A 14024-nucleotide genomic window follows, 5' to 3' on the forward strand; every position below is an offset into this window, starting at 1 on the left:
CATAGTGACCAGGTGTGACAACCGGGACGGCGCGTCTCGGCACCGGGCTCAGCGCCAGGAAGGATGCCCCTCCGGTGTGCTGCCGGTGGTGAGCTTGCGGGCACCCGTGCCGTCCGCGCGGACCGCCCAGATCGCCGGCCGGTCGAAGGGCCCCCGGACGAAGGCCACCCACTTGCCGTCCGGTGACCAGACCGGGTCCATCTCCTGGGCCGCCGTCTGGACGAGTCTCCTGTCGTCGCTGCCGTCGGCCCTGGCGATGCGGATGTCTCCCCCCGTCCCCACACCGGGTGCTCCGGCGGTGTACGCGAAGTAGCGGCTGTCCGGGGACCAGACGGGGTCCAGCGCCCGCCGGGACTGGTGGGTCACCTGCCGGGGTTCGGTGCCCGGCCGTGCCGGATCGACGACGTGGACCTGCCAGCCCGACGTCTTCTGCAGACAGACGGCGATGACCTTGCCGTCGGGGGACCAGGCCGGGTCGTCCACCTTCCCCGAGCCGGTGGTCAGTTGCTGCGCGGAGCCGTCCGAGACGTTCACGGCGAACAGCTGCTGCACACCGTCCGCGTCGCGACGCAGGACTGCCAGTCGCTTGCCGTCCGGGGACCAGGAGACCCGGCCGCCCGAGATGGCGGCGATCCGGCGGACGCCGGTACCGTCCGCGTTCGCCGTCCACACGGCCGACCCTGCCGTCGTCTTACGGGTGAACGCGAACGACTGGCGGCCGGGGGACCACTGCGGGAGGGCGTCGCAGGTCCCGTCGATCAGCTGTTCGGGATTGTCGGTGGTGGAGTCGCGGCGGCCGATCACACTGTGGCATTCCGACGATCCGGGGTCCATGTCCAGCCGGACCAGCAGCGGGGCGTCGGGGAACGCGGCGGGGGTCGATCGCCGGGGCGACGGCGAGGTTCCGCCGGCATTGTTGGCTCCAGGCTCGCCGGAACCGGTCCAGAGCTGCCACACGAGCAGTCCCGCGATGGCCGCCGCGACCAGCAGCGCCGCTCCGGCGACCGTCCCTCGGCGACCCCGCCGTACCCCGGCGTCGCCGGACGGGACGAGCCCTGTGCGCGGCTGAACGGGCGTGAGGTCCGGCGGGGGTCCGAAGCCGGGGCCGGGCGGCGACTGGACGGTCAGCGGGTGGGAGGCGATGACCTGGCCCTCGCCAGGCGCGGGCAGGGTGGGCGGGACGGGGCGCGGGTCAGTGTCTGGTGCGTACCGGTCGGCGACCGGGGGAGACGCGGACACCGTCGCGCGCTGGTCACCGGCCAGTGCCTGCCCATCAGCGACCGGCGGCCCGGACACCGTCGTCCGCGGATGGGTTGCCAGGGGCTGTCCATCCGCGACCGGCGGCAGCCCTGACACCGTCACGCGTGGATCGGTGGGCACGGCCGACGGGCGGTCCGCTGCCTCGAGGTACGCCGCCGGGGCCTGCCTCCGGATGAGCGCGGTCGCCTCGGCGGGCAGCCAGGTGTCCGACGGATGCCGGACCGTGAGCTGGTCGAGGAACTCCGACGGGCCGGGGCGGTCGAGCGGGTCCTTGGCCAGACAGGCCGCGACCAGTCCGCGCAGCAGGTCGGGCACGTCCGTGAGGTCCGGTTGTTCGTGGACGACGCGGTAGGGCCAGGCGGCCGACCCCCCGTCACCGAAGGGAGCGCGGCCCGCCGCCTGGCTGAGCACCACGCCCAGGGCGAACATGTCCACCGCGGGAGTGAGCGCGCCACCGAGCAGCTGCTCCGGCGCGAGGAAGCCGAGCGTGCCGATCTGGAACCCGGTCTGGGTGAGGGCCGTACCGTCGAGGGCGCGCGCGATGCCGAAGTCGATGACCCGGGGGCCGTCCTCCGCGACGATGATGTTGGCGGGCTTCAGGTCGCGGTGGATGACCCCGGCCTGATGGATGGCGGCCAGCGCCTCGGCGAGACCGGCGGCCAGCACGGTGAGCGTGTCCGCGGGAAGGGGGCCCACCTGGTCGAGCAGGTCCCGCAACGTGGGGCCGGGTACGTAGGCCGTCACCAGCCAGGCCGGCTCGCCCTCCGGGTCGGCGTCCACGACCGGCGCGGTGTGGAAGCCGCCGACGCGACGGGCCGCGGCCACCTCGTCGGCGAATCTGCGCCGGAAGCCCGGTTCCGTGCTCAGTTCGGGCCGCACGACCTTGACGGCCACCGCCCGGCCCGACCGCGACCGGCCGAAGTAGACGACGCCCATCCCGCCCTGGCCGAGGCGTCCGACCAGCCGGTACCTGCCCTCCCCGACAGAGGCGGGATCACCTGCTCCGAGCGGTTTCATGACTCCCCCTCCCCAATACCGGACATCAGTCTAGATGTTCCGCTCATGACGTCATCGGGTCCGGAACGGTTCCCCTTCACCCCGTCGGTTCACCCCGCCAGCGGATTCCGCAGCGGCAGATAGCGGGCGTCGGCGCCGTCGGCGCCGGTCCAGCGCAGCAGCAGGTTGGTCTTGCCGGGCAGGGTGGGCGAGGCGAGGAGTGCGGCGACCTCGGGGAGGTCGTGGCGGGACAGCTCCCGGCGTACGGCCTGCCAGGGGTCGAAGCCCGGATGGCGTTCCCGCAGCACCTCCGCGACCTCCGTGAGGTGGTTGACGACCAGGCAGTACACGAGCCGCTCCCAGCCCACCGCCCGCGTCACGTCCGGCAGCAGCTTCACGCCCTCCGCGTCCCGGTACAGGGCCTGTACGGGGGTTCCACGGGCGTCGACCGCGATCAGGCAGTTCTGGAGGTGGGCCTCGATGACAACGCCGTACCGTGCGAACAGTTCGACGACCGGTGGCACGGCACAGCGCAGATACGCCGTCCACCAGGCGGCCGGGTCGGCGAGCCCGTCGAGCGGGTTGCCGTCGAAGCCCTCGACCAGCGCGGCGGCGAGCAGCGGGGTGGCGCCCGGTACGACGTGGTCGCGCAGGCCGTCGCGGACCAGGACCGCCAGCTCCTCGAAGGCGAAGTCGGCGGTGCGGTAGCCCCGATCGCTGAGCCAGACCGGCCGGCCCTCGGCAGCGGCGACGACCGCCGCGTCCGTGCGGCGCAGTGCCAGCAGGTCGTGGCGCCAGAGCCGGCGTACGTCGTTGGTGATGCGGACGTCGAGGCTGAACTTGACGAAGAGGTCGTGCTCGGGCGCGTAGAGCGTGCGGACGGCCGCCGTGGGCCAGGTGTCGAACGCGGTCGTGCCCAGCCGGATCAGCCGGCCGTCCCCGAAGGCTTCCGTCAGGCTCGGGCCGACGAGGTCGAGCTGCCAGGGGTGGGCGGGCAGCAGCCGGTAGCCGGGCGGGGCCGTGCCGAAGGCGTCCAGGGCGGACACGTCGCCCTCCTCGGCCACCGCGTCCTCGCGCACGCCCAGCAGCACCAGCGGGAACGCGGCGTACGCCTCGGGCGCGTACGGCAGCCAGCCCGCGACCGGGCCGCCGCCGCGCGCCTTGGGCGCCGGGTGGTAAGGGTGCCCGGTGAGAAGGGACTGCTCGGAGCGCCGGTACGGATCGTCGGGCGGTGTGGTGCGGTCGCGGACGGTGAGTAGCGCGGCGACCGTGTCCCGGCTGTCGGCCATCTCGGCGGGCAGCTCGGGGTTGGACAGGCCGGTGTACGCCTGGAGTTCCTCGGCCACGAGCTTGAGGAGTTCGGCGTGGCCGAGCGGGTGCCAGCCGCCGTCGCCCGTGTTCACCTCGGGCGTCGCGGGCCGTCGTGCGCCGCGCACGCGCAGCAGGCGCTCCCCGCTCGGCAGCCGGTACACGCGCGGCTCGCCAGGTCCGGGAACGGGCTGGGCCACCTCCCGCAGCAGGCAGTTGAGCAGGGGCGCGGTCGCGTACGCGTCGGCGCGCGCTCCGATGCCGTCGGGCGCGGGCATGGCCGGGGGTGCGGTGGGGGCCCGGGGTGCGGTGGGGGGCATGGTGGGGTCCACGCGTTCCCTCGTTTCTTACGGTGCTTTCCTACGCTCGCGGTTTCCCGCGGTGCACTGGCGATCAAGTATGTCTGTCGTCGTCCACGCCCGTTCACCAGCACATACCCGCGCCCAAACCCGCACTCGTACCCCCACCCGAGGAGCCCGCCGTGCACCGTCCCTCCAGCGCAGAGGCCGAGGTCGCCGACGAACTGGCCGCCGTCCGCCCCGACCTCGTGTCGCGGTACGCGGCCGAGCTGCCCGGTGCCCGGGCCGCCGTGCTGACCCGGCTGTGGCGGGCGCTCGTCCACGAGCCGCTGCCGTGGATCGTCCGCCGCGAGAGCGGCTCGGGTCTCCTGCTGGCGGACGGGCGCCGGCTGGAGGGCCCGTACGCCGATCCGTACGCTGTCGACGGCCGTGTCACCGCCGTACGGCTCGGGACGGTGTCGTACGAAGATCCGGCGCGGCTGATGACGGACCTGGCCGTGCCGCACGCGACCGCCTTCGCGGCCGAACTCGGCCACAGTGTCGCCTCGTTGGCCCTGTCGCGCGCCAACCAGGACAGCGCCCTCCGTGCCCCCGCGACCGGCTGGGAGTGGGAGCAGCGGATCGTCGACGGGCATCCATTCCACCCCAACTGCCGTTCCCGGCCCGGGTTCTCGGTGGCCGAGCAGCTCGCGTACGGGCCCGAGCACCGGCCGGTCGTGGAGCTGGCGCTGGTGGCGGCGGACGACTGCGCCGTGCGGGGCGAGTGGCCGAAGTGGCTGTGGGACGGGGGGCGTCCGCTGATTCCGGTGCATCCCTGGCAGGCGGCACATGTGCTCCAACTCCCCAGCGTGGGCGCGCTGTCGGCGCATCCCCTGATGTCCCTGCGCAGCCTCGCCCTCCCGGGCGGCGGGCCGCACCTCAAAACGGCGTTGAGCGCCCGGCTCACCTCCTCGGTACGGGACATCTCGCCGTACTCGATCGAGACGGCGGCGACCGTGTCGGCGTTCATGGAGTCGATGGCGGCGCGTCTCGACGGGCTGCTGCACATCACCCGCACGCTCGGCGCGGTCACCGCCGACTCTCCCGATCTGGCGGCGGTGCTGAGGGAACCGCCGGACCTGTACACGGACTCGGGGGCGGGTGAGTACGTCGTTCCCGTCGGGGCCCTCGCCGCGACGGAGTTTCCCCGATCACCCTCCTGGCTGGCCGAGTTCACGCGTCTCGCGCTCACCGTAGGCCTGCGGCTGCTCGATCTGGGCGTCGCCCTGGAGGCGCACGGCCAGAATCTGCTCGTCGTGCTGTCGGCGACCGGAGACCCACTGCGGTTGGTCTACCGCGACCTCGCCGACATCCGCGTCAGCCCGTCACGGCTGGCCCGGCACGGCATCCCGGCGCCGAAGCTGACCGGACGGATCGTCACCGACGACGAAGTCACCCTGCGCCGCAAGCTGTTCGGCTCGCTGGTGGCGGGGGCGCTGGGCGCGACCGCCGGTTCACAGGCGGCGCTGCGGGTGGCGCTGGAGACGGCCGTACGAGGGCTGCCACGTACGCCGGATCTCCTGGCGCTGCTCGAACAGCCCCTGCCCACCAAAGCGTTGACCCTGATGCGGCTGTCGCCGAACATGCCCGGTGACCTGTGGACCAAACTGCCCACCCCCCTGGGAGAGGTGATGGGAGAGGTGATGGGAGAGATGGGGCGGGGAGGCAACTGACGGGACCCGTTTTGAAGCGGGTGACCCTGGGTCAATAGGATCCGTCGATGATCACAAGACAACGGCTGGCGGCGGGCGCCTGCGCCCTGCTTACCGCCCTGGCGGCCGGGATCGCGGTCCCGGCCGAAGCCGTCGCCGACGAGACCACCGCACTCGCGCCCAAGGTCAACCTCCTCCTCGACGTCAGCGGTTCCATGCGGGCCCGGGACATAGACGGCCAGTCGCGGATGGCCGCGGCTAAGCAGGCGTTCAACGAGGTGCTGGACGCGACACCCGAGGAGGTCCAGCTCGGCATCCGCACGCTGGGCGCCAACTACCCCGGCGACGACCGCAAGGAGGGGTGCAAGGACACCGCACAGCTCTACCCGGTGGGCCCGCTCGACCGCGTCGAGGCCAAGACGGCGGTCGCGACGCTCACGCCCACCGGCTGGACGCCGATCGGCCCCGCCCTGCTGAAGGCGGCGGACGACCTCGACGGCGGCGAGGGCACCAAGCGCATCGTGCTCATCAGCGACGGCGAGGACACCTGTGCGCCGCTCGACCCGTGCGAGGTGGCCCGGGAGATCGCGGCCAAGGGCATCGGTCTCACCATCGACACCCTCGGCCTGGTCCCGAACACCAAGATGCGGCAGCAGCTGAGCTGTATCGCCGAGGCGACCGGCGGGACGTACACATCGGTCGAGCACACCGACGAACTCGCCGACAAGGTCAACCAGTTGGTCGTCCGCGCCGCCGACCCGGTGGTCACGCCGGTGGCCGTCGAGGGCGCGGCCGGATGCACGAACGCCCCGGCGGTGAAGTCCGGTCTGTACACGGACCGTGAGGAGTTCGGCCAGCAGCGCTGGTACCGCGTCGACGTCCTGCCGGGGCAGGAACTGCGCGCCTCGGTGAGCGTGTCGGCCGACCGGGCCGTCAACCCCGACTACGGGGTGCTGCTGCGGGCGGTGACCGCGCACGGCCGTGAGATCGTCCGCGGCGAGGGCAACGGCACCGGCCGTACCGACGTCATCTCGACGGGCCTGCGCTATCCGAAGGCGGAGGCGGACGACGACGCGGACAAGCCGGCGGCCGAGACGGTGTGCCTCCAGGTCACCAACTCCTTCTCGGCGGCCAGTGGTGTGAAGTCCACGCCCGGTCTGCCGCTCGAACTGACCGTCGACGTCGTCGACGGCCCGAGCCAGGCGAGCGACGTGGCCTCCTTCGGTCTCGGCCGCGGCTGGTGGCTGCTGGGCACACTCATCCTGGTGGGCTTCCTCACGGGTGTCCTGTGGGGCTGGATCTCGCGCCTGCGGGTCTCGGTATGGAGGACCAACTGATGCGAGTGACGCGAATTCCCAAGGAACAACTGATGTGCGGTACGCGTGTGTTGGGCTCGGCCGTGCTGATGCTCGGGCTGGCCGCGACCCCGGCCCTCGCCGACGCCTCGCCCTCCGCGAGCCCCTCGGACGGCGGCTCGGCCCCCACCTCGGCGGGCACGTCGTTCCGTACGGCGACGGAGATCGACCAGGGGCAGCAGGCCACCGCGAGCGGCTCGGCGGGTGACTACCTGTACTGGTCGTTCCCCGCCGACGCCGGTCAACGCCCCACCGTCAAGGCGACGGTGAAGCTGCCGGACACGCACGCCTCCGAGACCTGGCAGCTCGACGTGTACGACGGTCTGCGGCGCCGCCAGGCCTGTCAGTACGGCGCCCAGACCCGCACCGCCGCCGCGGGCACCGCGTCCGTGGAGCTGGCGTGCACCCTGCGGACGGTCCGCGCCTGGTCGGAGCAGTGGGCCAACGACCCACTGCCGGGCACCTATTACCTCCGGCTGACGACGGTGAACCTCGCGACCTCCGACCTCGGCCTCCCGGTCGACGCCGAAGTCCGGGTCGACTCCAAGGACATCGGCGGTTCGGCGGCCGTGGACGGCTCGCTGGCCGAGCCACTGGTCCCCGGGATCGCGGTCAAGTCCGAGGCCACGGAGGACAGTTCGACGGCGTCCGCGGTGCTGTCGAGCATCGAGCCCGACGACGGCTGGTCCTCCGGCTGGTGGTCCGACCGCTGGGTCTGGACGGCGCTCGGCGGCGTGCTGGCCGCCCTGGCCGGCGTCGGCGGCTACGCCCTGACGCGCGGCTCGGGCCGGCCGAGGCAGGTTCCGCCGGGAGCCTGATCAGGACCAGGACCAACCCCTGACGAATCGTCAACATGCCTGCCGCGCACGGTCGCGCGGCGGGCATGTCCCGTATCGGTCCTCATCTCGGGTATCAGGCCTCGCGCAGCGCCTTGGCGAGTGTTCCCTCGCCGGTCACCTCGATACGTCCGCTCCGTACGGCGTCGAGCACGCCGACGTCTCCCCGGCCGACGGCCGCGCACGTCCCGGCGTCCATTGACAGACGGGCGTCGGGCTCCTCGGGGGCGGGCCCGGCGCCGTACACCGGAACGTCCTCCGCACCGACGTACAGGTGGAACTCGCCCTCCTCCAGACCGACTTCGACGAGACCCCCGCCACTCACCTCGCCGCCCACCGCGTCCAGGCCGCGCAGCAACGGCAGCGCGAACCAGTGCGCCCGTACGGCGTCCGTGGCCCGACGCTCGCCCAGCTCGGGCGCGCCCCACTCCCCCAGCGCCTGGAGCACGGGCAGCAACTGCCGTCCCCGGCCGGTGAGTTCGTAGACGGAAGCGGCCCCCGGCGGCGGCAGCCGGCGCCGGGTCGCGAGGCCGTCCCGCTCCATGTCCTTCAGCCGCGAGGCCAGTACGTCCGTGCTGACGCCCGGCAGATCCGCCTGCAGGTCGGTGTAGCGGCGCGGACCGGCCAGCAGCTCCCGGACGATCAGGAGGGTCCAGCGGTCGCCGACGACATCGAGGGCACGAGCGACGGAACAGTACTGGTCGTAGCTTCGGCGAGGTGACATGCGACGCAGTCTAGACATGTTGTTGGACTTTCCAAGCTGATACTTGGTAAAACCAAGCATCACCACGAACCGGAGGGGCGGAAGCGCATGGAGTTCCGGCAGTCGAGCAAGCTCAGCGAGGTCTGTTACGAAATCCGCGGACCGGTGATCGAGCACGCCAACGCACTGGAGGAGGCGGGCCACAGCGTCCTGCGCCTCAACACCGGCAACCCGGCGCTCTTCGGCTTCGAGGCGCCGCCGGAGATCCTCCAGGACATGATCCGCATGCTGCCGCAGGCCCACGGCTACACGGACTCGCGCGGCATCCTCTCCGCTCGCCGGGCCGTCGCCCAGCGCTACCAGGAACGCGGCCTGGAGGTCGACGTCGACGACGTCTTCCTCGGCAACGGCGTCTCGGAACTGGTCTCGATGGCCGTCCAGGCGCTGGTCGAGGACGGTGACGAAGTCCTCATCCCCGCCCCGGACTTCCCCCTCTGGACGGCGGTCACGACCCTCGCGGGCGGCAAGGCGGTCCACTATCTCTGCGACGAACAGGCCGACTGGTACCCGGACCTGGACGACATGGCGGCGAAGATCACCGACCGCACCAGGGCCGTGGTCATCATCAACCCGAACAACCCCACCGGCGCGGTCTATCCGAAGGAGATCATCGAGGGCATCCTCGACCTGGCCCGCCGCCACGGCCTGATGGTCTTCGCCGACGAGATCTACGACCAGATCCTGTACGACGACGAGGTGCACCACTCGGCCGCCGCGCTCGCTCCCGACCTGGTCGTCCTGACCTTCTGCGGCCTGTCGAAGACGTACCGGGTGGCGGGCTTCCGCTCGGGCTGGCTGGTGGTGACCGGCCCGAAGCAGCACGCGCGCAGCTACCTCGAAGGCCTGACGATGCTGGCCTCGATGCGGCTGTGCCCCAACGCGCCCGCGCAGTACGCCATCCAGGCGGCACTCGGCGGCCGGCAGTCCATCTACGAACTCACCGCCCCCGGCGGCAGGTTGCGCGAACAGCGCGACCGCGCGTGGGAACGCCTCAACGAGATCCCGGGCGTCTCCTGCGTCAAGCCGAAGGGCGCGCTGTACGCGTTCCCGCGCCTCGACCCGGCCGTACACAAGATCCACGACGACGAGAGGTTCGTCCTGGACCTGCTCCTCCAGGAGAAGATCCAGGTCGTGCAGGGTACGGGCTTCAACTGGCCCTCCCCCGACCACTTCCGCATCCTCACCCTCCCGTACGCGGACGACCTGGAGGTGGCGATCAGCAGGATCGGGCGGTTCCTGAGCGGTTATCGGCAGTAACGCCCGCAGCGGCGGTCAGTCGCCGTCCGTCATGGGTAACCCCTCCCCATGACGGACCGACCACTGCTGCTCCTCGACGTCGACGGCCCCCTCAACCCGTTCCGCGCCCGGCTCCTGCGCCACCGGGGTTATGTGACCCGCCGGGTGCACCCGGCCAACTGGTCCGCCCGGCAGAAACCGGGCTCCCGGCGACTGCGCCGAGGTCTGCGGATACGGCTGCACCCGGGGCACGGCGCCCGGCTGCTCGCCCTGCCGTACGACCTGGTGTGGGCCACGACCTGGATGCACGGGGCGAACAAGATGATCGGCCCGGTGATCGGGCTGCCGGCCGACCTGCCGGTCATCGAGTTCACCAACCTGTTCGCCGAGGACCCGGACGGGCTGTACTGGAAGACGCGGCGCGTCGTGGAGTGGGCCGACGGGCGCCCCTTCGTCTGGGTCGACGACATGATCACCGACCTCGACGTCCGTCATGTGGCCGAGCACCATGCCGGGCAGGCCTTGCTGCTGCGGATCGACCCGCGCAGGGGGCTCGGGGAGCGCGAGTTCGCCGAGCTGGAGCGCTGGGCCCGCGATGTCAGACCCGGGTCGTAGTCTTCGAGGAACGGGTCGAATCGACCGGTCGATCAACTGACCGGCCGATCGCCCGCATCACCCGACGACCGGGGAGGAGTCCGCCATGACACGACCGCCGACCGCCGCCCAGCGACGCGTCATCGACGCCGCCGACCCCGTCACGGGACGGCTGCGGGGTACGGAGTTCCAGCTCGCCGCGCTGGTCGGGCGAGGGCTCGCCTTCCGGCACCCCCGGCCACCGCACGACCACTTCCTGACGCCGGCGGGCCATCGCATACGGGAGGAAGCGCAGCCCACGGACGCGCCTGCCGCTCCCGAGGCTCCCCCTGCTTCCGGGGCCACCGGGGTGTTCGCCGCGCGGGTGGGCGGCGAGGCGGAGACACCGGCCGCCGGGCCGGCCCGGACGCGTGAGGTGCACAGTGCCTGGCAGGGGCTGCTGGAGCTGCGCCGGATGACCAACACGGACGGGGCCATGGACCGTCCGTGCGGCTGGGAGCGCAAGCATCTGGTACAGGCCGCCGCGTTGGCTCTGGAGGCGGCAGACCACCGCCCGGCGGACGGGAAAGGCGACGGGGACGGTGGCGGCTACCGGGTGCGGGCGACCCCGCAGCCGGAGGCCGTCGCCGTGCGCGAACCCGACGGCGACGCGTTGCGGGCCTGTGCGGCCACTTTGGAGAAGGCGGGCTGGCAGGTCGGCGAGTACACCGAGCCGCGTACCGGCACGCGCTATCTGCTGGCGTCGCCCCGACGGACGTAACGACCCGATGTGCGGAGGCAGTTGACGGCGATGAGCAACCGCTCAGTACGCTTGTCCCCGTCCTGTTCGCCGTGCAGCCGAGCAGTCCTGAAGGGGAAGTCGTGGCCGAACCGTTTTCCGTGCCGGTGACCGTGCGCGGGTACGAGACCGATGTGCAGGGGCACCTCAACCAGAGCGTGTACCTCAACTACGCGGAGCACGCCCGCTGGGCGTTACTCCACGCGGCCGGCATCAGCCAGGCGGGGCTGACGTCCGAGGGCGTGGGTCCGGTGGCCCTGGAGACCACCATCCGCTATCAGCGGGAGTTGCTGGCAGGCGACGAGGTCGAGGTGACCTGCGACTTCATCTGGGGCGAGGGCAGGACCTTCCGTATCCGGCAGACGATCCGCAAGACCGACGGCACGGTCTCCGCCGAGATCACGGCGGTCGGCGGGCTGATGGACCTCAAGGCGCGCAAGCTCGTCCCGGACCCGAAGAAGTACTTCCGCGCGCTGGCGTCCGAGCCGAAGCTGTTCGGACTCTGATCAGCACTCACAGCGACCTCCTACCGTCACCCCACGGCATTCCCAACTTGGCGCGCGACTCTCGACCTCTTCCCGCCGCGCCCTTCTTGGAGATCCCGTGCCGATGCCGCACAGAGCCGCCGCCCGTCGTACGTTGTTGGCCGCCCTCGGCGCCACCGCGATCCTGACCACCCAGCGGATGGCGTCCGGGGCGACCACCGAGGCGACCGGCAGCGGGCTCGACGACCCGGCCAAGAAGGACATCGCGATGCGCCTGGTGTGCAGCGCGGAGAACTCTTCCCTGGACTGGCGGGCGCAGTACGGCTACATCCAGGACATCGGCGACGGGCGCGGCTACACCGCCGGGATCATCGGCTTCTGCTCCGGTACGAGCGACATGCCGGCCCTCGTAGAGCTGTACACCGAGCGGGACGCGGACAACGTCCTGGCGGCCTATCTGCCCGCGCTGCGCGCGGTGGACGGCACGGACTCGCACGAGGGCCTGGACCCTGGGTTCCCCGCCGCCTGGCGCAAGGCAGCGAAGACGTCCGCGTTCCGCGAGGCCCAGGACGACGAGCGTGACCGCGTCTACTTCGGTCCGGCCGTCGCCCGCGCCAAGGAGGACGGCGTCGGCACGCTGGGCCAGTTCGCCTACTACGACGCGATGGTCATGCACGGCCCCGGCACGGACAGCCTCTCCTTCGGCGGCATCCGCGCGCGGGCCCGCGCGAACTCGGCCACCCCGGCCGACGGCGGCGACGAGACGTCGTACCTGAACGCCTTCCTCGACGCCCGGGTGTGGGCGATGCGGCAGGAGGCGGCCCACGAGGACACCAGCCGCGTGGACACCGCCCAGCGGGTCTTCCTCGACCAGGGGAACCTGAACCTGGATCCGCCGCTCGACTGGAAGGTGTACGGCGACAGTTACTACATCGGCTGACCGGCTGAGACGGTCGGTGGTGACGGCCGCCGGCGACGGCAGGGCTCCGGCCGAGGGCCGTCCCCCTCGGCCGGAGGTCTGTTCGGGCCCCGGGCCTCCGGGGTCAGGCTCGCGCGGCGATCGCTGCCAGCCGCCGAGCCTCCGTACGCGTCGAGCGGGCGATCTCGTCCTCGTCGACGCGCAGCAACCGCCCGTTCTCGACGATCTGTTCGCCGTTCACGAAGGACGCGGTGACCGGGGCCGCCGCGCCGAAGACCAGGGCGGTGACCGGGTCGGCGATCGACGCGTGGGCCAGGGTGTCCAGGTTCCAGAGGACCAGGTCGGCGAGCTTGCCCGGCTCCAGTGACCCCGTCTCCCGTGCCCGCCCCAGGACTTGGGCGCCGCCGTAGGTCCCCAGGCGCAGGGCCTGACGGGCGTTCAGAGCCGCTTCCCTGTGCGCGCCGAGGCGGTTGATGAGGAGGGCGTTGCGCAGTTCGGTGTGGAGTTCGCCGGACTCGTTGGACGCGGTGCCGTCGACGCCGAGGCCGACCGGGACGCCGGCCGCCAGCATGTCGGGGACGCGCGCGATGCCCGCGGCCAGCCGGGCGTTGGAGGACGGGCAGTGGGCCACACCCGTTTTCGTACGGGCGAAGGCGGCGATGTCCGAGTCGTTCATGTGGACGCAGTGCGCCATCCACACGTCCTCACCGAGCCAGCCCGTGGACTCGAAGTAGTCGGTCGGGCCCATGCCGAACAGTTCCTTGCAGAACTGCTCCTCCTCGACCGTCTCCGAGCCGTGCGTGTGCAGGCGTACGCCCTTGCGCCGCGCCAACTCCGCGCCCTGGCGCAGCAGTTCGGTCGAGACGGAGAACGGTGAGCAGGGGGCGACCGCGACCTGCGTCATGGCGTCGAAGGAGGGGTCGTGATGTTCGTCGACCGTGGCCTCGGTGGCGGCGAGCGCGCCCTCCAGGGTCTCAACGGCGAAGTCCGGGGGGAGGCCGCCGTCCTTCTCGCTGCGGTCCATCGAGCCGCGGGCGAGGGTGAAGCGGACGCCCATCTCGCGGGCCGCGCCGATGATCGCGCCGGACAGGTCGCCGGAGTCCTTCGGGAAGACGTAGTGGTGGTCCATGGCTGTCGTGACGCCGCCGCGGGCCATCATGGCCAGCGAGCCCTGCGCCGCCGCGCGCACCATCGGCTCGTCGATGCGCGCCCACGTCGGGTACAGCGCGACCAGCCAGTCGAAGAGGTTGTGGTCGGTGGCCAGGCCCCGGGTGATCCACTGGTAGTAGTGGTGGTGTGTGTTGACCAGGCCGGGGGTGACGAGGTGCCCGCTCGCGTCGATGCGCCGGACCACGTCCGTCAGACCCTCGGGGGCCTTGCCGGCGCCGACCGACTCGATACGGTTGCCGGCGATCACCACATGACCGGACGCGTACTCGGTGTCGGCGGCGTCCACGGTCGCGACCGCGCAGTTCTCGATGACGATGCGCTGAACCATCGTTCG

At 71.9% G+C, this 14024-nt stretch carries 12 protein-coding genes; 8 read left to right on the forward strand and 4 right to left on the reverse strand.

Features of this window, described 5'->3' with window-relative positions; all coding sequences use genetic code 11:
- Nucleotides 1-48 precede the first annotated feature (48 nt).
- On the reverse strand, nucleotides 49-2277 hold the full coding sequence (locus ACW4TU_RS07395; protein WP_457425836.1) for a protein kinase domain-containing protein: 2229 nt from the start codon (nucleotides 2275-2277) through the stop codon (nucleotides 49-51).
- 89 nt (nucleotides 2278-2366) lie between these two features.
- Complete coding sequence (locus ACW4TU_RS07400) at nucleotides 2367-3884, reverse strand: IucA/IucC family protein (RefSeq protein ID WP_457425838.1); 1518 nt, start codon at nucleotides 3882-3884, stop codon at nucleotides 2367-2369.
- Nucleotides 3885-4045: 161 nt separating this feature from the next.
- On the opposite strand from ACW4TU_RS07400, the gene ACW4TU_RS07405 reads away from it, so the two are divergent.
- Genes ACW4TU_RS07405 through ACW4TU_RS07415 form a run of 3 tightly spaced genes read left to right on the forward strand, consistent with a single transcriptional unit; the run spans nucleotide 4046 to nucleotide 7727 of the window.
- On the forward strand, nucleotides 4046-5575 hold the full coding sequence (locus tag ACW4TU_RS07405) for an IucA/IucC family protein (protein WP_457425840.1): 1530 nt from the start codon (nucleotides 4046-4048) through the stop codon (nucleotides 5573-5575).
- Nucleotides 5576-5622: 47 nt separating this feature from the next.
- Nucleotides 5623-6891 (forward strand): VWA domain-containing protein, encoded by a 1269-nt coding sequence (locus tag ACW4TU_RS07410; RefSeq protein ID WP_457425842.1) that lies wholly within the window; start codon nucleotides 5623-5625, stop codon nucleotides 6889-6891.
- A gap of 32 nt (nucleotides 6892-6923) precedes the next feature.
- Nucleotides 6924-7727 (forward strand): hypothetical protein, encoded by an 804-nt coding sequence (locus ACW4TU_RS07415; protein WP_457425844.1) that lies wholly within the window; start codon nucleotides 6924-6926, stop codon nucleotides 7725-7727.
- Nucleotides 7728-7821: 94 nt separating this feature from the next.
- Here ACW4TU_RS07415 and ACW4TU_RS07420 read toward each other — a convergent pair whose 3' ends face one another.
- Entirely contained in the window at nucleotides 7822-8469 is a 648-nt protein-coding gene (locus ACW4TU_RS07420) for a winged helix-turn-helix transcriptional regulator (protein WP_457425846.1), read from the reverse strand.
- 87 nt (nucleotides 8470-8556) lie between these two features.
- Here ACW4TU_RS07420 and ACW4TU_RS07425 point away from each other — a divergent pair, with 87 nt between their 5' ends.
- The 5 genes from ACW4TU_RS07425 (at nucleotide 8557) to ACW4TU_RS07445 (ending at nucleotide 12541) form a co-directional block, all read left to right on the forward strand.
- On the forward strand, nucleotides 8557-9765 hold the full coding sequence (locus ACW4TU_RS07425; RefSeq protein WP_457425848.1) for a pyridoxal phosphate-dependent aminotransferase: 1209 nt from the start codon (nucleotides 8557-8559) through the stop codon (nucleotides 9763-9765).
- Nucleotides 9766-9813: 48 nt separating this feature from the next.
- A complete protein-coding gene (locus tag ACW4TU_RS07430; RefSeq protein WP_457425850.1) occupies nucleotides 9814-10359 on the forward strand; it encodes an HAD domain-containing protein in 546 nt (181 codons plus the stop codon).
- Nucleotides 10360-10444: 85 nt separating this feature from the next.
- The gene (locus ACW4TU_RS07435; protein WP_457425852.1) at nucleotides 10445-11098 is read left to right on the forward strand and encodes a hypothetical protein; all 654 of its coding nucleotides are present in this window, start codon (nucleotides 10445-10447) and stop codon (nucleotides 11096-11098) included.
- Nucleotides 11099-11199: 101 nt separating this feature from the next.
- Nucleotides 11200-11622: an acyl-CoA thioesterase gene (locus tag ACW4TU_RS07440; protein ID WP_457425854.1), complete on the forward strand. Its 423-nt coding sequence runs from the start codon at nucleotides 11200-11202 to the stop codon at nucleotides 11620-11622.
- Nucleotides 11623-11719: 97 nt separating this feature from the next.
- Entirely contained in the window at nucleotides 11720-12541 is an 822-nt protein-coding gene (locus tag ACW4TU_RS07445) for a chitosanase (protein WP_457425856.1), read from the forward strand.
- 103 nt (nucleotides 12542-12644) lie between these two features.
- Here ACW4TU_RS07445 and ACW4TU_RS07450 read toward each other — a convergent pair whose 3' ends face one another.
- Nucleotides 12645-14018 carry an 8-oxoguanine deaminase gene (locus ACW4TU_RS07450; protein WP_457425858.1) on the reverse strand — a complete coding sequence of 458 codons (1374 nt, stop codon included), beginning with the start codon at nucleotides 14016-14018 and terminating at the stop codon, nucleotides 12645-12647.
- Nucleotides 14019-14024: the final 6 nt, after the last annotated feature.

It is taken from the genome of Streptomyces kryoterrae (assembly GCF_054072135.1).